Below are 20999 nucleotides of genomic sequence, written 5' to 3'. Positions count from 1 at the left end.
TCCCCCTAACGATCCCCTTGATGGATGAACGCTGAGGCGGGAATGCCGTCCACATGAAATAGCTGCGAGGCCCAGGAAAAACCGGCGCCAAACGCGACCGACAGCAAATTTTGGCCGGGCTTGATCAGCGACTGTTCCAGCATATCGGCCAGAGCCAATCCAATTGAGGCCGATCCGGTGTTGGCGTACTGCGCAACATGGGAGAACACCTTATTGCCCGGGATGCCTACTTGGTGCGCTACCGCGTCGATAATCCGCTGATTGGCTTGATGGGGCACGACCCAGTCAATGGCGTCCAGCGTCAAGTCCGCATCAGACACCACCTGGCGTCCCACTTCGCTCATCATGGTTACCGCGTGTTTGAATACCCGCGGGCCATCCATGCGAATTCGATGGTGCTTGCCCTCGGCCACCAATGCGGTGGTGATTTCGTGCCGCGTGCCACCATAGGGCTTGCCTAGAATCTCCGCCTGGCTTCCGTCGGTCGACGAGAGCCCATGGCCAATGCGAATGCCGGCGCGTCCCGGTTGGGAGGGCCCCACCAAAAAAGCGCCAGCGCCATCGCCGAAGAGTACGGCTGTCGATCGATCGTTCCAATCCAAAGCATGGGTTAGCAACTCGGTGCCAATGACCAAAAGATTTTTCCCTTGAGCCGCCAGCGGACTGATAATTTGCAACGTCTGTAAAAATCCGGCGCAACCGCCGGTCAAATCAATCGCGGAAGCATGGCGTGCGCCCAGCATGTCCTGTACGAAACAGGCTGTTGCGGGAGACCACATTTCCGGGGTGTCGGTGCAGACGAACACCCAGTCTAAGTCCGCGGGGTCAAATCCAGCCGCTTGTAAAGCAGCCTGTCCAGCACGCGTCGATACCGAGGCAGTACTTTCATCAGGCCCGGCCGTGCGCCGCTCACGAATACCGGTCCGGGTTCGAATCCACTCGTCGCTGGTATCCATGCGCTGGCTGAGCATGTCATTGGTCAAAACATGAGGCGGAGCGTAACCGCCGACCGCCCAAATGGTAGCCTCCGTCATTAATGGAAAACCTCCTGAATCCTGTTTCGCGGATCCGCGGGTGATTTCCTGCCATGGTCAAAGCGGCCGGCGAGAAAAAGGCTTCCGCGCATCCCAATTCAGTCATTACCACCCCTCACTGTAGCACGTGGCAAAAAGTCGGTAAACTGGGGGTATAAGGAGTTTCGTTTTTATCCGCTAATCGGTAAAATAATAAAGTTATATCGGATGAATGGAGGTGAGCATGGTGTGGGAAGACTACTTGAATCTGGCGGTCCGGGATGTGGCTGACAAATATCAGGCGCGACGCCTTAAGGCACGGGTGCGTGCTCAGTTATTAGACCTCTATGAAATTTATCGATCGCAGGGGATGGAGTCTGACCAAGCGCTCGGCGAGGCCATGGCCCTGTTGGGCGACCCGCTCAAGCTGGGCGCAGCGTTGGCGCGCCCAATAAAGCACCAGCGCGGCTGGCTATGGCTCTTCTCCGTGGCGCAGCTGGTTTTGGGCGTCGGCATCATGCTGGCCAGCTACCGCACCGAATCGTTTGCCGCCCTGGCGCTTGGCCGCATCATGGCGCTTTGGGGGATGTTGGCGACCGGATTTCAGACCCGGAAGAGTGGACAAATTTTGAGCCACCTTCAACTTCTGCGCTGGCACGTGCGGCGGGCGGGCCGCAGTGTGCCGATGGCCGACTTTTCGCGTATGGTCGCGGTTGGCTTTGGATCGGGCATTTTGGTTGCCTTAGTTGCGGGTGTGCCTTGGAATCTGGTCACTGCAAATACGCTCCATCCCGTGGTGGTTTCCACCGGATCGGCTATTTTAATTAGTGGAGTTGCCGCAGCCATCCCCTGGGCGCTGTTCCGCCGGCGTTTAGGGCCGGCCTTTTATTGGGTTACGCTGCAGGCATGGGGGGCGTTGGGCGCCGCCCTGGGCGCCACCCTGCTGGTGCTGTGGAATCAAGGATTCGCGCCACCCCCGCTCTACAACTGGCAACCCGAGCTGCTCTTGGTTGGCGGATGGATTTTCAACTTTGCCGTGCTGCGCTTGGTGGCGGCCCTAGCATTGCTAAAAGACCGCGTGTTAATTGGACTTGATGATGAGCGCACCGTCGTCTAAACAAACGATGGTGATTGCTGGCGCTGGGCCTGCGGGATTATCCGCAGGCCTCTGGGCTGCACGCTTGGGGCTTCGAGCAATGGTGTTGGAAGCGGCTGATGAACCTGGCGGTCAACTTCGCTCATATTCCTTGCCAGTGGTGGATTTGCCCGGGTTTGAGTCTGACCCCGCCCCGGCCCTGATTGCGACATTGACGAAGCAGGTGGCGGAAGTTGGGATTCCCGTATACCTCCGGTCTCGAGCAGTGCGGTGGAATGGAGCAGCGCTTACCGTCGAGGCGTTATCGGATCCAATTAAAGCCGATTGGTTTTTTTACGCCCCGGGCCTCCGTGCCCGGGTTCTTGGCATTCCTGGCGAAGAATGGGCCAGCCAGGAGTCGATAAGCGATGCGGTACGGTCGCCTTCGGGGTCGGTCCTCATTATCGGCGCGGGTGATCGGGCGGTGGAAGGAGCATTTCGCCTGGCAGAAGCGGGCCACCAGGTCACACTTTTATGCCGCTCGGATCGTCTCAAGGCTCGTAGGGCATATCGGATGCGACTTCGGGAGAGTGGCGTCACGGTTAAGTACCATACCCGCCTGGTGCACCTTGCGGCCTCTGGGAAGAGACGGCATGCATGGCTTGAAGGGCCACAAGGAGCCCAGGAATGGGAAGGAGATCGGGTTATGATTCGCATCGGTATGGAGCCTCGGGTGGATCCGAATCTTGCCTCCGTACGGGGCGATTTGGCCTATCCTCGCGCGCTTCGCATGTCCATCATCGGTGACGCGGCTCTGGCTGTGCCCGACCGTAGCTTGGTGACCGCGATGGCGTCGGCGATGCGGGCTGTTAAGGCAGTTGCGGTCAATCTAGGGGAGGCGTAAGGTGGGTTTGCCCGACATTGTGATGGAGCATCTCGATGTCCTTTTTGTGGGGTATAACCCGGGGATGCGTTCAGAAGAGACCGGGCATCATTTCGCTGGGCCCGGCAATCTCTTTTGGGCGCTGTTGGCCGACTCCGGACTGACCGGCCAGCGGCTGACCTTTGAGCAGGACCGCGAGCTCTTGTTTTGGCGAATCGGCATTGTCAATCTTGTGGATCGCCCGACACCCGGCACAGCTGACTTAGATCCCATAGAGCTTTTGCAAGGGGGCCTACGGTGTCGCGCACGTGTGGACCAACTACGACCGAAAGTGGTCGCCTTCCTGGGGAAGGAGATTTTTCGCTACTATCGTCAGATGTCCAAAAGCGCACCGATAACCTGGGGGATCCAACCCGACGGTTTGGTGGCGGGAGTGTGGGAGGCAGTTCTTCCCAATCCCAGTCGACGTTCCACCATGGCCTACGAACTTCGCCTGCGCTATTTTCGGGAAGTGAAGCAACTTTCCGAGTGGGGCCCCCATCCTCGTCCCTAGGAGGGGAGTGTCTTATACAGCGCGACAAAGTGGCTAGGCCCGGGCCAAATGATGCCTTCAGCACTTTGGCTGAACAGGCTCGCGGTGACGTTAAGCGGATGAATGGCCTTCGGCGTAAGGACGGCCAAGTTCCCCTTTTCCTGCGATAGATTTTCTACGACCAGGTGATTCTGGAAAACCCCAACCTCTGGAGGATTGGGCGACGCGAAACGATACCACCGAACCGAGGTCCCATTGACCCAAATAATGAGATAGCGGGGAATGGCGGTCGGCCGTTCCAGTTCAAGAGCCACCCCGTTTCCCACGGCGCGTGCCGTGAGCAGTATCGGCCACCGTTCTTGGCGCACCCGCGCCAGGGTGCGGACCTGTCCGCTGGGAATCAGGGTGGCGTCCAATGTCCCGTGGTTATCGCTAATAATTGTGGTCGCCTGATGGATGAAAGAATGGGTGTTGGCGGCGACACCGGGAACATGCCAAGGGAGCAGGTGCCCGTTGTCTACCACCTGCCCAGACTCCAAAAGCCATACTGGTTGGCCATTGGCTGTGAGCGCCATCGCCTGGGCATGAGAAATCACGCGGGAGGTGCCACGGGCAGCCATGACTTCAGCTCCGCCACCAGGAATGGTCCATCCTAGCATAGTCCCGTTGCGTGACGCGACAAATTGATCATTCGGGTCATCGGGCGGGTTCTTTAGCGTATAGGAATGACCGTCCACCACCCATCGTGCCCGCCCATCATGTAGAATATAGGAGACGCTGGACGAGCGGGTAATGGGCCAAAACCATTCAGCGGTCGCCAGTTGGGACTTTGGAAGATTAATCGATCGCGTCTTGGCTACCCAGGACGATCCCAGCGGCAAGGGATGGCTGGGGGGGCTTAATACGGGGTTCTGGGTGTGCCAGGCGACTGGGGTGGTCGGGGCCTTCGGCGAGCGGGACCGCTCCACGCCAATGGCGACTGCGGCAAGCGCGATGAGGGCATAGACAGCATAGAGCCAGCGATTCTTCATGGCGACCTCCAATCGAGGTCAGCATACAGAATTGGTTTCGTGCTTTCAACCACGGCGCGTTGGACGGGAGGCCATCCATACGACCACTCCGATCCCCAAGCCGCACTCTAGACCGAGGCGCAACCAGTCGTCCATGGAGATCTTGAAGGCGGCTAGCCCGCCGACAATGGCGAGGATGGGAGCAAATTTATACATAGCATGACCCTCCCAAAAACCCTTTTGCGAAGGAAACGCTTTTGGGTCAAGGGAGGTTTCGCATCATTGCAAATTTGGAGGCGATGGCGTGCGCATTCACACGATTCAAGACAAGTTGGCCAACGATACAGTACTAGCCTTGGCACCCGGTGATGACTTTCGCTATGCTGCAGAATGGTCTCCCTTGGGAGACGAACGACTTACCTTTCTCCTCGTTGGGAAAGAGGGCGCCCGCTTGGTGATTGCGTCGGTCAATGCCGAGGAGGCGGTGGCGCATTTGCCGGACGGGTTTTCAATCGCCCGGTTTTCCGATGATGAAGGCCCTGTGACGGCTCTCAAGGACGCCGTGAAAAATTTTCATGGGAGCCGGTTCTTAGTCTCTGACGATGCTCGGTTTGCCCACGCGCAAATTTTGGCAGACGTGGTGGAAGGTAGTTTGGGCCTGGCCTCGACAATGATGGCAGAACTCCGCATGCAAAAGGATGAGGAGGAAATCCGTCTGTTGGCGGAAAGCCAACGCATCAACGATCTGGCCATGCAGGCGGGTTATGAGGCCATGCGCCCCGGAATGACCGAGTTGGAACTCGCCGATGTTGTCCGCCGCGCCTTTATCGCCCATGGGGCTGACCGCGAGGCCTTCATTATTGTGGCGGCTGGCGCGCACAGCGCTCTTCCCCACCATACTCCCACAGACACCAAGCTGGAGGAAGGCCCGGTTTTATTTGATATTGGCTGCTACTATCATGGCTACGCCTCTGACATGACCCGCGTCGCCTATCTTGGGACGCCGAGCCAGAAATTTCGTCAAGTTCACCAACTGGTTGAGCAGGCGGTGCAATCCGCCCACCGGACGGCACGGCCCGGGGTTCCGGCGGAAGAGGTTGATCGGGCGGCACGCCGGGTGATCGACCAGGGAGGCTACGGCCCGCAGTTTGTGCATCGCGTAGGCCATGGCATTGGGCTCTCAGTTCATGAGCCGCCCTCGGTCATGGAAGGCAACACCCTGCCGTTGCCGGTCAATGCCGCCTTCTCGATTGAGCCGGGCATCTACTTGCCGGGCGAATTTGGCGTGCGGCTGGAGGAAGTGGTGGTGAATCGGCCGGGCGGCGCCCAAATCTTGTCGCAGGTACCGCGGGACATCTTCGTCAAATCGCTTAAATAACGCGAATGGAGGGTTAGAATGGAGGACGCATTGTTGGGCAAAGAGGCCCCCGATTTCACTTTGCCGGGGACCGACGGCATCGTGCACTTGGCGGATTTAAGAGGACAGTTTGTTGTGCTCTATTTCTATCCTCGTGACAATACGCCCGGGTGCACCACCGAGGCTTGCGATTTTCGCGACGCCTATGGCACCCTCCGCGACTTGGGGGTGGTCGTATTGGGAGTGAGTACCGACTCCTTGGCCAGCCATCAAAAATTTCGGGCCAAACACCAGCTGCCCTTCCCCCTTTTGTCAGATGAGAATGCTGAGGTGGCGAGAAATTATGGGGTATACAAGCAAAAAACCCTGTATGGCAAGGTCAGCTGGGGCATAGAGCGCAGCACCTTCATCATTGATCCTGAAGGCGTTGTGCGTCGGGTGTTTCGCAAAGTTCGGGTACCAGGCCATGTGGATCAAGTTCGGGCTGCAATTCAGGATCCCCGATGAGGAAGGCCCATGTCGCGCGGGTGCTGGCACAGTTGGAACAACTCTATCCCGACGCCAGCACGGAGTTGAACTTTACAACGCCCTTTGAGCTGTTGGTCGCCACCATGCTGTCGGCGCAATGCACCGATCGGCGGGTCAATCTGATTACGCCCAGGCTTTTTGCCCGCTGCCCGGATGCGTTCCATATGGCTGAGGCGACCGTGGCGGAAATTGAATCGCTGATCCAAGACTGTAATCTCTTTCATACCAAAGCGCGCAATTTAGCTCAAACGGCGCGGCTATTGGTGGATCGCTGGAGCGGTGAGGTGCCGGCTGATCGTGACCAATTAATGACCTTGCCTGGGGTGGGACGAAAAACCGCGAACGTGGTCCTGGCCAATGCCTTTGGTCAGGACGCCTTGGCGGTGGATACTCACGTGTTTCGGGTGGCCCACCGGTTGGGATGGGCGACAGCCAAGGATGCTGAGGGAACCGAGCAGCAGTTGACCAAACTTCTACCCAAGAAAACCTGGTCTCGGGCTCATCATTGGCTGATCCTGCACGGACGTCGGGTCTGCATAGCCAGGCGGCCCCAGTGCGCCATCTGTCCACTGTCAGCCCTGTGTCCTAAGGTTGGCGTGATTAACCTGGAGGCTCCGATTTCATGAATCTTGGTATCTTAGAGGACAACATGATGGTGGCCGCGCCGTTATTGGATTTGGCGCGTCAAAGGGGATTTGCCGTTGAGGTATGGCGCACCGCAGATGAAGCCCTTTCTCGGCTCGATGCGGTCCAGCCAACCCACGTGTTGCTGGCTATGCGGCTTGTCACCCGGCCGCTGGCGGAACGCGTTGTTCAAAACGGCGTTAAAACTGCCGCCTACGGCCCACACGTGGAAGGCGCGATGTTTCAAACCATGCGGCAATGGGGCATCAGTGCGGTGTGGCCCAACTCACGGATACAGGACAAATATCCAGCCTGGCTTTCGTCCTGAGCGAATCGCCCTCCGCGTAAGCTTAAATGGGGTGATCGCATGACAGCGTTGGTATTGAGTGGTGGTGGCCTATGGGCCCTGGCCGGTATCGGGGTCGCCGAAGCTTTGACCGACCATGGGGTGACCGTGGATGCTTATGTGGGATCGTCGGCGGGAGCGCTGGTGGGGGCGCTGTTAGCGCTGGGCCATGCCCCGGGCGAATTGCGCCGGTTGGCTAAGACGCTGACAGCCCGAGATCTTAAAAAGCCCTGGCGAACCTGGATTCGGTCTCTTGTTGAGGGGCGATTGCCGCCTGCCCTGGTGAGCGACGAACGGCTCTTTCAGCGTCTTTATCCCTATCTGGCAGGCAAGGAGTGGTCCTCACTCCAGCGTCCGTTATGGGTGGTGGCCACGTCAATCACCAATCGCCATCCTCAAGTGTTTGGCGTGGGCTCGCCGGTTCGGCTCGAATTGGGACGCCGGCTGGATTTGGGTTGGCGGGGGCAGGAATTGGATCTGAAGACGGCGCTCCGCGCGTCCAATGCCGTGCCGGGGCTTTTTGCGCCGGTGCCATTGGGAGCGGAGTGGCTGGTCGACGGTGGAGTAACGGATGATTATCCGCTCGATGTGGCTGCCTGGATGGGGGCGGAGCAGGTGATCGGGGTGTGGGTGGATGAACCGCATCCTCTGGTCATGCGCCCTCGATGGAATGCCTTTCATGTATTGGAAGCGAGCATGACGGCGATGATTCGGGAGCTTTCGGTTGTTCGCCAGCGTCAGTTGTCCCTGCCGGTGACGACGGTACGCTTGGAGATGAAAGGCGGCCACCGTGTCTGGGAACGCGTGACCGCCATTATTGACCTGGGATATCAGCTGGCGTCGGAGAATATCGATGCGCTTGCCGAACTCCCTAATGCCCATGTTTAACGGTGGGTTTCGTGACCTCGTGTTTCGAATCGTGCTTTTTGGGGCTTTGGTAGTGTTCTGGGTGCTTTTTCTCCTTCGGTTGGGCATTAACCTTAGCATTAAGGCTAAGCGCAGTGAGTTTGCCATGACTCTTCACTACCCGAGCCGTAATATAAAGATGGTGGCTGTTGATGGCTGACAGCATCGCGCCCGCCGTACCGTTGGCCTCTAGATGCAAATCCGTCTTGGCCGTAATGTACACGGTTACGTTGCCATTGGGCGTCTTCACAGAGATGGACGAATTGCCTAAAATCGTGCCCACGCTGCCGCTGGCGTAGACGCCGTGAACCACGTACGGATGATTTGCCGGCTTGGCGTCACGATGATGGCTGTCGGCAAAGGTCGCACTTGAGACGAGGACACCGCCTGCGATGGCCGCGGCAGCGATTGGTGCGAGGGTCTTAAGCATTGCTTTCTCTCCTTTTTCCTTTTTCGGAGGGTTTTATGTAGCCTAAGTCATTCGCTGCCCAATCCACGACTCCTCTTTTTTCATCGACCTTTCTCTAGGGGACTCGACCGGTGTCGTCAATCGCCATCCAATCCTCGGCCCTCAAAAGCTCCTCGAGCGTTTCCACTAGGGCCACTAAATCATGCCAGCGTGTGGTGGTGGGTACTGGGGCGAGACGGATGATATGCGGATATCGAAAGTCCGAGATGGCGCCACGGGCCCGAAGCTTCACGCTGAGTGAGCGGGCCTCAGCATGGGATATGGCCAGATGGCCGCCGCGCATCGTCTTAGGGGTCATGCAGCGGACGCCCAACGGGACCAGCGCTTCCTCCGCCATTTGTTCCAAAAAACGCAACAGCGTATGCGACCGGCTCCAGAGAGCTTCGACCGGCACATCTGCCACCGCTTCCAGAGCCCCCTGAAGTCCCGCCAGCGCCAGCATGGAGGGGGTGCCCAGCTGCAGCGCTGAGGTATCGGCGGCACCACGAAAATCGTCTGGCATTAGAAATTGCTGATCGTTGGCCGACCCCCACCACCCTTTGAGACCGGGGTTCAGGGGCCAATGGCGCTGGTGGACAAAGGCCGCGCCGGGGGAACCGGGTCCACCGTGAAGATATTTGTAGGTGCAGAAAACGGCCGCGTCGATGTTTTCATCGTGGAGTTGATGCGTGAACAGTCCCGCCGAATGGGACAAGTCCCAAATCACCATCACGCCTCGGTGTCTCAGTTCTCGGGTCAATTCTTCCATCGGCAGCCGCTGGCCGGAGGTGAATACTACTGATGGCAAGATGGCCACACACACGTCGTCGGTGGCGCAGCGCACAATATCTTCCGGATTGAGCAAATCGCCTGGCCCACTGGGCACCACCACCAGCGATTCTAACCCACGTCCTCGTTGGCTAAGAAAGCTCTCTGCCACATACCGGTCGGTGGGGAACGCCAGGCTGTCGATGAGAATGTGACCGCCCGTGTAGAAAGTGGCTAGTAATTGATGCAGCATTATCGTGGTGGATGCTCCCAGCACTACCTCGCCGGGCCGTGCGCCGATGCGCGTGCCAACCGCGTCGGCAACTCGCTCAGAGCGGGTAAACCATGGATCCCGACCCCGGTCCCAGCCCAGCACTGCGAGTGTAGACCACTCGTCCAAAACAGCCTCGACGCGTTCACGGCTCTTCTGACTCATTAGTCCGAGAGAGTTGCCGTCAAAATAGAGGGTATGCGGTGGGATGACGAATCGGTCAGGCAGAGCCGCCCAGGGGTCGGCCGCTTCCTTCGTCTTCGCTTGCTCGAGCCAATCTTCTCGCACTATGATGCTCCTTTCTGTTGTTGTTCGATTTCGGCTACGCGTCAGGAAAATCCTTTTTGGCTATTCCGCCACGAGATACGCGCGAAAACGGGGTCATTAGGATGCTCGAGCTGGGGCCAGACGCCCTCGTTTGATTGTTGATAGTGGTGGTGTGCCCTGCCTTTCCAATGCTAAAGTGAGAGGGATTATGGGGTGTCCGGTACGGTGGGCATTCCCGCGAACCAGAGATAGGGAGAGTGACCAAGAGATGTTTACGAATCGGTGGCATTGGACTCCGGAATTTACGGAGACCGCCGTGGATGTCTGGGTTGTGGAAAAGCAAGCCTGGGAGAAACAATTTAACGGATCGTTGCCTATGCACGGTGATGTCCCGGCCTTGGTTGTGGGAAGCAGTCAACGCCCGCTCGTTGTGGTCCCGCCCAAGAAAACTGCGAGACGGACAAAGGCCGCCTTCGGTGAGGCTGTGAGAGTGGCTCGTGGGCTCTCTCCGTCGAAAATTGGGGTGTTGGTGGACGGATTGGACGCCGCGTTTTTGCGCGCCGCCCTGTGGGGAGTCGGACAAGGTCTATATCAATACAAACCGGAACCAGCGGCGGTTGAGGGGCCCGAGGTGTTGGTGGTTTCCCATGCGCCGCTCGAGGTGGAACTTACGATTCTTCGTGAGCAAATGCGGGTTCGTGACTGGATAAACATCCCCTCCAACCTTAAGCCGCCGACCCACTTGGCGGACTATTTCCAGGAGGGAAGTTCCGAGCGCATTCAATGGCAGATGTTTAATCATGAGGCGTTGAAAGACATGGGCGCCGGAGGTATTTTGGCTGTTGGCCAGGGAAGCCATCGGCCTCCGGTGCTGTTGACGGGACGCTATGAAGGCAAACCCGGGGCTCCGTGGATTGCGCTGGTGGGCAAAGGCATTACGTTTGACAGTGGCGGCATTTCACTCAAGCCCGGAGAAGGTATGGGTCGTATGAAGGGGGACATGGGCGGCGCTGCCGCGGTGGCCGGCGCCATTCGGGCGGTGGCCCAAATGGGCTGGCCCGTGAATGTACTGGCCGTTTTGCCCCTGGCCGAGAATTTACCCGGAGGCGGGGCGTACCGTCCCGGGGATGTCCTTACTATGATGGATGGAACGCACGTCGAGGTAATTTCCACCGACGCCGAAGGCCGATTGGTGTTGGCCGACGGCGTGACCTGGGCACGGCGTCAGGGAGCGCAAGCGGTTGTGGACATGGCCACTCTTACAGGGGCTAATGTGGTCGCGTTGGGAGGCATTCGAAGCGGCCTCATCACCAACGATGATAAGCTTGCCAATCAGGTCAAAGCCGCAGCTGACTGGGCAGCGGAACCCACTTGGGAGCTGCCGCATGATGAGGACTATGGCGACTTGATTAAGACCAGTGCCGCAGATATTAAAAACAGCGGCGGTCGGCCTGCTGGCACGGTGACGGCGGGGCTCTTCATCGGCCATTTCGCGGGATCGACCCCTTGGGCGCACTTGGACATTGCCGGTCTGTCGTTTTCCGGGGAAGGCGGCCAGATTGGCGCTGGGGCGACAGGATATGGTGTGGCCACCCTGGTCGAGGTGTGCCGACTCTGGGCCCAAGAAGACTAAACACTAACACGCCGATTCTCCCACTTAAATCAGAGCACCTCCGAACGGGGTAACACACCTTGTTGGAGGTGCTCTTTCTCTCGCCGGAAATCAACGACGGGATGTTGCTCATGAGGCTCGCTCGCATCCAAGTAGGATTCTGCGCTCGGAATAATGCGATCAGCGTCGACGATTGTCAAGGGTTGGAAAATCTCGGCAGTCAGGGCATAATAGTTGTAAAGGGAAGGGCAGGTCGGTGCTAAGTAAGCCAAGCATTGTCGGACACAGCGTTGGTATGGCTTTTCTGTGCTGGTTCCTTCCTCGGACTTGCATATCCCATCTTTGGGAATCCCCAATGGATTTGTGTCCCCAGAAACTGACATGGGTTCCAAAATAATAGACTTGGCGCCTTCCTGAAACTTCTCGACAATAATTATAGAAGTCCCCGTAGCCGCGTGGGACATTTTCTTCATCAGGGGGAAGCGTCTTGCTAGTTCTTGAGCAGGTTGGCAAAATCTATCCCGGTCGGCGCAATGCGCCGGCTTTAAGCGACGTGGATTTGACCGTGGCTGATGGCGAATTTTTGGCCGTGGTGGGTCCCTCCGGATCCGGCAAGTCGACCTTGATGAACATTATTGGCCTTTTGGACCGGCCGACAACCGGGCGATACTGGCTGATGGGCGAGGAAGTAGGGCGGTGGGCCGATCGGCGGTTGGCCAAGTTCCGCAACCGTACCATCGGGTTTGTCTTCCAGTCATTTAATTTGGTTCCGACTCTCACAGCCCGTGAAAATGTCGAATTGCCGCTCATTTATCGCGGTATGCCGCCTCGGCGGCGACGCGAGGTTGCGGACCATTGGCTTTCGGAACTCGGACTGGAACATCGCCTCGATTATCGACCGCAGGAGCTTTCGGGGGGGCAGCAGCAGCGGGTGGCGGTAGCCCGAGCGTTGGCCGCCGAGCCCAAGCTGCTGTTGGCGGACGAACCCACGGGCAATTTAGATGAGCAGAGCAGCAATGACATCATGCGGCTTTTTCAACAGTTGCACCGCGAAGGACAGACCATCGTGCTCATTACCCATGATCGTCAATTCGCGCGGGTGGCGGACCGGGCGGTGACGATTGAGAGCGGCCGTCTCGTTTCTCCTCGAGAGGGGGCACTTCATGCGAATGGATGACTTGGCTCGGCAGGCATGGAGACCCTTGTGGACCTACAAGCTTCGCAGTGGGTTGAGCCTGTTGGGCATTTTCATTGGGGTTGCGGCGGTGATTGCGCTGATGACGCTGATGAAGTCCGCGTCGTCGGGGGTTAGTGCTCGCATCGAGAATTTAGGCAGCAATTTGGTCGTGGTGACGATGAATCCGTTGGTTTCGGCTACCAACTCCCACCGTGACCTCACCCTCGCCGAGGCGAATCGGTTGACCACGGTCAAGGGAGTCGCCGTGGGTGCCCCCGTGGATTACGAGACCAGTGCCGTGACCGCACGGGGAAAGAAAGCTGTGGCGACCATTTATGCCAGTACGCCGCCCTTAACCTCGTCGGTATTGCAGTACCACCTTGCGTACGGCCGATACCTGACCCGGGTGGACGAAGCACGCCATCTCGACGTGGCGGTTTTGGGCGCCGAGACCAGCCGAACTCTCTTTGGGCCGGTCAATCCCGTAGGACGAACGGTCATGATTGACGGGGAGCCCGATACTGTGGTGGGCGTATTGGCCGCTAAGGGAGCGTTCTTTGACGTCAATCAGGATGCGGTGGCCATGGTACCCCTAACCGCTTTTCGCGACCAGCACGGCAGTCAAGCCGTGGACTCCGTCTATCTTCGCACCCGCTCGAGTTCCGTGACGAAGGTGGTGAACCGCCTGGGCCGTCATTTGAATCATTGGGTCGGAGGGAGCGCACGGTACACCATCCTCACCCAATCCCAAATTCTTAATTTGACGCAAGAGATTAGTCACTTGCTAACCCAGGTCTTAGTGGGAGTCGCGGCCATTTCCATCGTGGTTGGAGGCATAGGCATGCTGAATGTGCTTTTGATTTCGGTCTCCGAGCGCGTGCGCGAAATTGGCGTGCGTAAAAGTTTAGGCGCTCGCGGCATGGACATCTTGCTCCAGTTTCTCTTGGAAGCGGTGCTGATTTCTGGGACTGGAGGAATTCTTGGGGTTGGCGCGGGGGTAGGAATTAGTTGGGAGATTACCCGTCAGTTGCACTTGTCTATGCATCTCTCTCCCATCGTGCCCTTGGTTGCTTTAGCCTTCAGCGTGGGACTTGGCATGCTGTTTGGCATCTATCCAGCGGCTCGCGCCGCTCGTTTAGCGCCGGCGGTGGCTTTGCGATGCGAGTGAGGCGCTGGCATGTTCTCAGCCTTGGCCTTGCAGCGACGGGGCTTTTGGCCGGGTGTGGGGCGACACCGCATCCCACGGCACACCAAGCGGCGTGGCAATTGGTTCAGCGACGCTCATTGACTGTCACCCGAGAAGACTCCGGGGTGGTTGTGCCTGCTCAAACCCGTATTGTACGATATCAGGGCTTTTTGACGGAGGTTTCTCAGGACAGAGTCCATGTCGGGCAAACGGTACCGAGCGGAGCCCCTCTGGTGGCGATGAAGAACGGTCAGTTGGTTTCCGCGCCTGCCGCCGGTGTTGTCAAAGCGGTGGCCCCAGTGGGATCCTATGTCGGGACCCCGCCGCCGGGCGTGGCTGTGCCGGGTCCGACCGAGCCGACCGTGGCCGTTGTGGCCACAAAAGCTCCCTTAACGGTGGCAGTTCGGGTGCCGGCCGATCAGTCCGCCCCATGGCATCGGGGCGCGCACGTGACCCTGACGGGCAAGACAAAACCTGCGGGGACGATTGTCTCGACCGACTCTCCCCGTCAAGGATTTGTCACGGTGAAGGCCGTGTTTGCCTCCGCCGCGGCGCAACCGTTTAATACCGTGGACCTAGTGAAAGTGCTCTCGCGAACCTTGCCCGGGGTTTTGACGGTGCCCGCTGCGGCCGTGCTTTCGCATGGGTCGTCAGGATATGCGGTGCGAACGCCCAACGGACTGGTTGCGGTAAAGGTGTTGGCGGCCAATGCCAATTGGGTGGCGGTATCGGGGAATCTCTTCCCCAAGGAAAAAGTGTGGACTCCTCCGACCGAAGGCGCATCGTCCTTGTTTGCTCAAAATAGTCCGTAGCAGGAATCCATCAGCCAAAGGGCGAATAGCGTGGGGCACGAAAGCCGAAAGCTATGATTGTGTAACCCACGAAGGAGGGACCGCCCATGGCTGAGCGTCCGCCATATCGGTTGCCGCGTACGGCCTTGCCCCGACGCTACGAGTTGGTCATCGAGCCCAACTTGCCTGACGGGCGTTTTGTTGGAACCGTACGCATCGAGGTCGATGTTCACGAACCGCTGAACGAGATGATCTTAAACGCACTGGATTTGACCATTGGTGACGTGAGTTGGTCTGATGCCGACCACGCCAATCTGATCGCATCGGTCACCGACAATGCCGACGAAGAACAAATTGTGATTCACTTTGACCAAGCGATTCAGCCTGGCAGCGGAATCCTGTCTATTCATTACCAAGGCGAATTAGGCAACGATTTGCGGGGCTTTTATCGGACGACAGTTCAAGGACCGGATGGACAGCCGGTCATCATTGCTTCGACGCATTGTGAAGCCACCGATGCACGGCAGATTTTTCCGGGCTGGGATGAACCCGAGTTTAAGGCCGTGTTTCAAATCACGGCGGTCGTCGACGAGAGTCTGACCGCCATCTCCAATGCTCGTGAGGTATCCAACACCGTGGATGGGCAGGGAAAGCGCCGCATTGTGTTTGCTGATACCATGCCCATGTCTACATACTTAGTGGCCTTGGTGGTTGGCCCGTACAAGGCCACCAATCCGATCAACGTGGGGAAGACCCCAGTTCGCGTTGCCTATCGCCCCGGATTTGAGGGGATGACTGATTGGGCGGAGAAGGCGGCGCAGGAAACGCTGGGGTTCTTTGAAAATTATTTCGGCATTCCCTACCCCGGAGACAAGTTGGATCACGTGGCGGTTCCCGAATTTGCCGCTGGTGCGATGGAGAATCTGGGCTGCGTCACCTATCGCGAAGAGTATTTGCTGATGAACCCGGAACGGGCGGCATTGCAGGAAAAGGCACCGGCCGTAAGCGTAATCGCTCATGAAACCGCCCACATGTGGTTTGGCGACTTGGTCACCATGCGTTGGTGGAACGGCATTTGGCTCAACGAGGCCTTTGCCACGCTGATGCAGGAGTTGGCCAGCGATGCGCTGCATCCCGAATGGGAGGTTTGGACCACCTTTAGCCACGGGCGCGCCTATGCCATGACCATCGACGGGCTAGCCTCCACGCGCTCGATTGAGTTTCCGGTGGGGCGGCCGGTCGAGTCTTGGGCTATGTTTGACGTCCTAACCTATCAAAAAGGCGGCTCGGTGCTCCGCATGCTCGAGCAGTATCTGGGCCCTGAGGTGTTCCGACGCGGCATCTCCCATTACCTCACCACGCATAAATACGGAAATACCGAGACCAGCGACTTGTGGGACGCGCTCGAGTCCGTGTCCGGTCAGCCCGTGCGCTCGATGATGGATTCTTGGGTTTTTCAACCCGGATTTCCCTTGGTACACGCGAGCTTAAGCGAGGATGGCAAGACGCTCACGCTTACGCAAACCCAATTTCGGTATCAGGGCGAGGGTGAAGGGCGCTGGCAAGTGCCAGTCGTGGTCGGAATTCATGGCCAATCGGGAGAGTCCCAGACGGTCCGGAAAATCCTCGCGTCGGAACCCCTCGCGATTCCCGTTCCCCAGGACGTGCAATGGATTACCATCAATCAGGGCGGATGGGGATTCTATCGCTCAGCTTATGACAACCGCCTGTGGGAGAAGCTGTTGGGCGCTTTCGATCAAATGACCGCCATTGAGCGCTACCAGCTAGTGGACGATGCGTGGGCCGGGGTGGAATCGGGGGCAGTGCCGCTTCAGCAAGCGGTGCAATTATGGCGTGCCTTGGGTGCTGAACGCGACCCGGATGTATGGGGCGCTGTGGCGACCAACGTGAACCTGCTATGGCGTGTGGCGGACGAGGCGTCGAAGCCCGTGGTGGCCCAATTCATCCGCGACATTGCGGGTCCCATTTTTGCTGAATTGGGATGGGAGCCAAAGCCCGGCGAAGATGTGCGTCTTGGACGCCTTAGAGCGGCTTTGGTTCAACTTTTGGGGATATCGGGCAATGATTCCGACGTTGTTCATGAGGCGCGTCAGCGCTTCCCGGCCATCCTCAGGGGAGAAAGTTCGGTGGCGCCTGATCTCTTGACGCCGATTGTCAATGTGGTGGCAGCCAATGGGGATGCCTCGGACTGGGACGCAATTTACCGGGCGTTTAAAGAGAGCAAGACGCCGCAGGATGAAACCCGCTATCTGTTTGCTTTGGCGCGTTTTCGCAAGCCAGAGCTGATTCAGCGCACCATCAATCTGTATTACTCGTCCGAGGTACGGTTGCAGGATGCCCCCATTGCCTTGGCGTATCTCGTCATGAACTCACGCGCGACGGAGGCCGCGTGGGAATCCATTGAGCAGCGGTGGGATGCGTTGCTCGAGAAGTTCCCGAAGAGCATGTTCGCGCATTTTATCCAGCCGACAGCGACCGTCGTGGAAGAGACGCTGGCAGAGCGCATTCAGACCTGGCTTCGTGATCACCCTGTAGCCGAAGTGGCGCGTTCTACCACCCAGGCCATGGAATTCCAGGGCATCAATCGGGCCATGGCACGCCGCGTAAAGGATACGATTGCGGACGTGTTGAGCCGGCATTAAATGGTCAAATCGCCCTTTCCACGGACCGGTTGGATCAGGGACACCATGTTGGAGGAATCCCCGGGCAGTAAGGCCGCCCGGGGATTCCTGATTACTTCGGAATCTACGGCAAGTCCAACATCTTGGAGACATTGATGACAGGAGTCTCGACGTAGCCCATCAAGCCTTCGGCTCCATAATGACGGCCACTGCCGCACTGCTTGACACCTCCGAGCGGAAAGCTGACGTCAAGCCCTTGAACCGCAGCCGTGTTAATCATCGTCGTGCCTTCCTCGACACGCCTGGACACTCGGATGGCGTGATCGGTTTGGCCCCATACCGAACTGGTGAGCGGTTGTCTGGCGCATACCCGACAATTCCCCAGGGTTGGCGGGATTCTTCGTGGATGCTGTTTTTGCGTTTTCACCAGCTCACCATTGATGATGGCTTGGACTAGAACCGGCGTTTAACGATCGGTTCCAACAGCTCCTTTGGTTAGCATGTCAGCCCCTCTTTCCGGATTCAAATACGAGAAGCAATGCGGAGCATGCGTTTGGCTGCGGCCATATTTAGCAAGCTTGAGATATAGAAAGATTATTTGCTATAAGCCTGTGTTCCCCGCTTTCCTCTTGGCCATGTGGACCACTTAGCTAAGGCCAGAGTAGGGCGCGTGATATTCTTCGCTGCATTTTCGTTAATAGTAGTGCGGCCAATGGTTGCGTTTTGGCTTGGGATTCGTCTCTCTGATGAGGAGGCCGTTATATGTGCGGAGTGTGCGGTTTTGCGAGCAGCCAATTTGACAAGGCAGGGTTGGATCGGATGGTGGATACCATGATCCATCGCGGTCCGGATGACCGTGGAGTTGCCTATTTCGGGTCTGCAGGATTAGGTTTTCGACGGTTGTCAATTCTGGACTTGAGGGGCGGACACCAGCCGATGTCAGGAGAGGACCAGCAGATCGTCTCCGTCACGAACGGTGAAATTTATAACTACCGTCAGTTGCGCGATGCCTTAGAGGCTCAGGGACACCTGTTTCGATCCGACTCGGATGCCGAGGTGGTTCCCCACTTGTACGAACAGGGTGGTATCGACCATGTCGTGCGGCAGTTGCGAGGCATGTTTGCTGTGGCCATTTGGGATCGGCGCACCAATACGATGCACCTGATCCGGGATCACTTCGGCATAAAGCCGCTCTATTACACGGTCGGATCCGAGGGGCTTTTTTTTGCGTCGGACATCCGAAGCTTGTTGGCATCTGGGCGTGTGGAGCCGGCGGTTAATGCCAATGCCCTATGGCATTATCTCACCTTTCAATACGTGCCGGATCCCCAAACGATGTTTGCGGGCGTTTGGAAGCTCCCGCCGGACCACTATCTGTCCTGGCACGACCATCACGTCGAATTGACTCGCTATTGGGCCATGTCCTATGACCCTGATCCTCACTTCACCCTGCCGGAGTTGGCCGAAGCCATTCATCATACGCTCAAGGACTCGGTAGCCCGTCATATGATGAGCGATGTGCCGCGCGGTGCCTACTTATCAAGCGGAATTGATTCCAGTGCGGTGGTCGCATTTTTGCGCCAACATCAAGAACTGGATACCTTTAGTATTGGTTTTGGGACGAATCACGGCGAGATCGACGAGCTCGACTTTGCGCGTGAAACTTCACAAATTTTGGGGACGCGCCATCACGAAGTAGTGGTGGGAGCAGAGGAATACCAGGATTTGTTGCCGCAGATCATCGTTTCACAAGAGGATCCGGTGGCCGATCCCAGTGCGCCGGCATTGTACTTTTTAGCCCGCGAGGCTCGCCGACATGTGACTGTGGTGCTGTCGGGCGAAGGGGCCGACGAGCTCTTTGCCGGGTATCCCATTTATGCCGAACCATCGGCCTTGCGATTGTTCGACTACATACCTCGCGGACTGCGGCGGGCATTAGGCCAAGCTGCCCAAATACTGCCGCCGCAGATGAAGGGCCGGGGATTTCTTATCCGAGGTTCACAGCGCCTGGAGGAACGGTATTTGGGTAACGCCAAAATCTTCAGTGAGGCGGAAAAGGCGGAACTGCTCCCATGGCTCAATGCGCAGAAACCTGACCCGTATTGGACTGTGACCGCCCCATATTATCAGAAGACGGAGAATTTGGATCCCGTCAGCCGTATGCAAATGGTTGATGGCCACACCTGGCTTCCGGGGGATATTTTAATGAAGGCGGACAAGATGTCAATGGCACACTCCTTGGAGCTTCGGGTTCCCTTTTTAGACGTTGAGGTGTTCCAATTGGCGGCGCGCATTCCAGCGGCCTTCAAGGTTGGGCAAGGGACGACCAAGCTCGCCCTGCGTAAGGCCATGGCCCGGGAACTGCCGCCCGCTGTCCAACACCGGCCCAAACTGGGATTTCCGATTCCCATTCGCCATTGGCTCAAAAATCAACTGCGCGATTTCAGCAACGATATGTTGTCATCAGCCAACCTCCCGCAATTTAATCGTCGTGCAGTACAATCGTTGTTGAATGCCGCTCCGGGCACGGTGTTTAATCAGGATCGCAAGGTGTGGACACTATTAGTGTTTTCGTTGTGGCACCAACAGTTTATGGGGTCTCAGGCGGTGAACCTGGGGCGAGAGGGGGTGGCCAACGGGCATGGGGCGACGCCGACGTAGGGTCCGACCGCGTTGGGGCGGATTGGTGATTGGGATATTGCTGGTGGCTGGAGGATACATGGTCAGCCACCGGCTGTTTTCGGCACCCCGACCGGCCGTGCGAACTGGATTGCCGGCGATCGGGCATAAGCCGAAGCCTCCCAAGCGATCGGTCGCACCTTCACATCGATCGGCCCCAATGCCATCGCATGCTTTGATTCACGTGGTGGGTATCGATCAGTATCCACAGCTTCCCAATGGATGCGAGGTCACCAGCTTGACCATGTTGATGGACGCCGTCGGGCACCCGGTCAGCAAAATGACGTTGGCTGCGGAGATGCCCAAAGATCCGACCAAACTGGTGCTGGATACGACGACCAATGCTTCCGGACAAACCGTCCATCACGTGCAATATTGGGGAAACCCCAATATCGGGTTCGTGGGCAGTGTGTATCAAGCGGGGGAAGGCTATGGCATCTATCACGGGCCGATGACAAAGTTTCTCAATCAGCTGCTGCCGGGGCAAGCGGAGGACCTCACCGGATCCTCTTTTCATACCATCCTGCAACATGTGGCCGCAGGGATACCCGTGGAAGTCTGGACGACAATTACGTTCAAGCCGACGACGGACTGGGTCACGTGGCAAAGCCCCGAGGGCCCTGTGAAGGCGACGCCCTTGGAGCATGCCGTGTTGCTGGTAGGGTACGGACCGGGAGTGCTGTACGTGAACAATCCGCTCAACGGTGAGGCGGCGGAGAAGATACCCGAGGCCCCGTTTTTGCAGTCGTGGGACCAGTTGGGCAAGCAAGCCATCACCGTGAAGCTGCCGGCCTCGGGAACCCGCTAAGATCCGGCCTAGGGAATCACAGTAACGACGCATCGAAAATGGTTGGCCGTTTCCAATTTGCTGCCCAATTTCTAGT

The 20999-nt window shown here is 57.8% G+C and carries 21 protein-coding genes; 15 read left to right on the top strand and 6 right to left on the bottom strand.

Annotated elements, in window-relative coordinates:
- Positions 1–5 precede the first annotated feature (5 nt).
- Positions 6–1034: a beta-ketoacyl-ACP synthase III gene (locus HIJ39_RS06935; RefSeq protein ID WP_169098072.1), complete on the bottom strand. Its 1029-nt coding sequence runs from the start codon at positions 1032–1034 to the stop codon at positions 6–8.
- Between the two features lie 223 nt (positions 1035–1257).
- Between HIJ39_RS06935 and HIJ39_RS06930 the strand changes: the two genes are divergently transcribed.
- From HIJ39_RS06930 to HIJ39_RS06920, 3 genes are read left to right on the top strand one after another with little or no spacing between them, the layout of a single operon-like run.
- Positions 1258–2130 (top strand): hypothetical protein, encoded by an 873-nt coding sequence (locus HIJ39_RS06930; protein ID WP_207711527.1) that lies wholly within the window; start codon positions 1258–1260, stop codon positions 2128–2130.
- The gene (locus tag HIJ39_RS06925) at positions 2108–2992 is read left to right on the top strand and encodes an NAD(P)/FAD-dependent oxidoreductase (RefSeq protein WP_169098070.1); all 885 of its coding nucleotides are present in this window, start codon (positions 2108–2110) and stop codon (positions 2990–2992) included. Before HIJ39_RS06930 ends, HIJ39_RS06925 begins: the two co-directional genes overlap by 23 nt.
- 1 nt (position 2993) lies before the next feature.
- On the top strand, positions 2994–3524 hold the full coding sequence (locus HIJ39_RS06920; RefSeq protein ID WP_338055103.1) for a mismatch-specific DNA-glycosylase: 531 nt from the start codon (positions 2994–2996) through the stop codon (positions 3522–3524).
- On the opposite strand, the gene HIJ39_RS06915 is transcribed toward HIJ39_RS06920, so the two are convergent.
- Positions 3521–4534, bottom strand: a complete 1014-nt coding sequence (locus tag HIJ39_RS06915) for a hypothetical protein (protein WP_169098068.1) — start codon at positions 4532–4534, stop codon at positions 3521–3523. The genes HIJ39_RS06920 and HIJ39_RS06915 overlap by 4 nt on opposite strands.
- Positions 4535–4579: 45 nt before the next feature.
- A complete protein-coding gene (locus HIJ39_RS06910) occupies positions 4580–4729 on the bottom strand; it encodes a hypothetical protein (RefSeq protein ID WP_169098066.1) in 150 nt (49 codons plus the stop codon).
- Between the two features lie 88 nt (positions 4730–4817).
- Between HIJ39_RS06910 and HIJ39_RS06905 the strand changes: the two genes are divergently transcribed.
- The 5 genes from HIJ39_RS06905 to HIJ39_RS06885 are packed head-to-tail and all read left to right on the top strand — an operon-like array spanning position 4818 to position 8256.
- Positions 4818–5891: a M24 family metallopeptidase gene (locus HIJ39_RS06905; protein WP_169098064.1), complete on the top strand. Its 1074-nt coding sequence runs from the start codon at positions 4818–4820 to the stop codon at positions 5889–5891.
- Between the two features lie 18 nt (positions 5892–5909).
- On the top strand, positions 5910–6377 hold the full coding sequence (locus HIJ39_RS06900) for a peroxiredoxin (RefSeq protein WP_169098062.1): 468 nt from the start codon (positions 5910–5912) through the stop codon (positions 6375–6377).
- Positions 6374–7024 (top strand): endonuclease III, encoded by a 651-nt coding sequence (gene nth / locus HIJ39_RS06895; RefSeq protein ID WP_169098060.1) that lies wholly within the window; start codon positions 6374–6376, stop codon positions 7022–7024. The genes HIJ39_RS06900 and nth overlap by 4 nt, the downstream gene beginning before the upstream one ends.
- Positions 7021–7350 carry a response regulator gene (locus tag HIJ39_RS06890; RefSeq protein ID WP_169098058.1) on the top strand — a complete coding sequence of 110 codons (330 nt, stop codon included), beginning with the start codon at positions 7021–7023 and terminating at the stop codon, positions 7348–7350. The genes nth and HIJ39_RS06890 overlap by 4 nt, the downstream gene beginning before the upstream one ends.
- 39 nt (positions 7351–7389) lie before the next feature.
- A complete protein-coding gene (locus HIJ39_RS06885; protein ID WP_169098056.1) occupies positions 7390–8256 on the top strand; it encodes a patatin-like phospholipase family protein in 867 nt (288 codons plus the stop codon).
- On the opposite strand, the gene HIJ39_RS06880 is transcribed toward HIJ39_RS06885, so the two are convergent.
- Both HIJ39_RS06880 and kynU read right to left on the bottom strand, forming a co-directional pair.
- The gene (locus tag HIJ39_RS06880) at positions 8240–8704 is read right to left on the bottom strand and encodes a hypothetical protein (protein ID WP_169098054.1); all 465 of its coding nucleotides are present in this window, start codon (positions 8702–8704) and stop codon (positions 8240–8242) included. The genes HIJ39_RS06885 and HIJ39_RS06880 overlap by 17 nt on opposite strands.
- A gap of 94 nt (positions 8705–8798) precedes the next feature.
- Positions 8799–10049, bottom strand: a complete 1251-nt coding sequence (gene kynU / locus HIJ39_RS06875) for a kynureninase (RefSeq protein ID WP_169098052.1) — start codon at positions 10047–10049, stop codon at positions 8799–8801.
- 247 nt (positions 10050–10296) lie between these two features.
- Here kynU and HIJ39_RS06870 point away from each other — a divergent pair, with 247 nt between their 5' ends.
- The 5 genes from HIJ39_RS06870 to HIJ39_RS06850 all read left to right on the top strand — a co-directional run bounded on the left by HIJ39_RS06870 (position 10297) and on the right by HIJ39_RS06850 (position 17457).
- Entirely contained in the window at positions 10297–11661 is a 1365-nt protein-coding gene (locus tag HIJ39_RS06870) for a leucyl aminopeptidase family protein (protein ID WP_169098050.1), read from the top strand.
- Positions 11662–12127: 466 nt separating this feature from the next.
- Positions 12128–12817, top strand: coding sequence for an ABC transporter ATP-binding protein (locus tag HIJ39_RS06865; protein WP_169098048.1), 690 nt, complete (start codon positions 12128–12130; stop codon positions 12815–12817).
- A complete protein-coding gene (locus HIJ39_RS06860; RefSeq protein WP_169098046.1) occupies positions 12804–13985 on the top strand; it encodes an ABC transporter permease in 1182 nt (393 codons plus the stop codon). The genes HIJ39_RS06865 and HIJ39_RS06860 overlap by 14 nt, the downstream gene beginning before the upstream one ends.
- A complete protein-coding gene (locus tag HIJ39_RS06855) occupies positions 13976–14815 on the top strand; it encodes an efflux RND transporter periplasmic adaptor subunit (RefSeq protein ID WP_169098044.1) in 840 nt (279 codons plus the stop codon). Before HIJ39_RS06860 ends, HIJ39_RS06855 begins: the two co-directional genes overlap by 10 nt.
- Positions 14816–14901: 86 nt before the next feature.
- On the top strand, positions 14902–17457 hold the full coding sequence (locus HIJ39_RS06850) for a M1 family metallopeptidase (protein ID WP_169098042.1): 2556 nt from the start codon (positions 14902–14904) through the stop codon (positions 17455–17457).
- Between the two features lie 103 nt (positions 17458–17560).
- Here HIJ39_RS06850 and HIJ39_RS06845 read toward each other — a convergent pair whose 3' ends face one another.
- Positions 17561–17863, bottom strand: coding sequence for an aldehyde dehydrogenase family protein (locus HIJ39_RS06845; RefSeq protein ID WP_207711526.1), 303 nt, complete (start codon positions 17861–17863; stop codon positions 17561–17563).
- Between the two features lie 335 nt (positions 17864–18198).
- Between HIJ39_RS06845 and asnB the strand changes: the two genes are divergently transcribed.
- Both asnB and HIJ39_RS06835 read left to right on the top strand, forming a co-directional pair.
- Entirely contained in the window at positions 18199–20097 is a 1899-nt protein-coding gene (gene asnB / locus HIJ39_RS06840) for an asparagine synthase (glutamine-hydrolyzing) (RefSeq protein WP_169098040.1), read from the top strand.
- Complete coding sequence (locus HIJ39_RS06835; RefSeq protein ID WP_169098038.1) at positions 20078–20923, top strand: C39 family peptidase; 846 nt, start codon at positions 20078–20080, stop codon at positions 20921–20923. The genes asnB and HIJ39_RS06835 overlap by 20 nt, the downstream gene beginning before the upstream one ends.
- Positions 20924–20999: the final 76 nt, after the last annotated feature.

Origin of the sequence: Sulfobacillus harzensis (assembly GCF_012933365.1) — a bacterium.
Lineage (GTDB): Bacteria > Bacillota > Sulfobacillia > Sulfobacillales > Sulfobacillaceae > Sulfobacillus_B > Sulfobacillus_B harzensis.
This window is presented reverse-complemented; position numbering and strand designations above follow the sequence as displayed.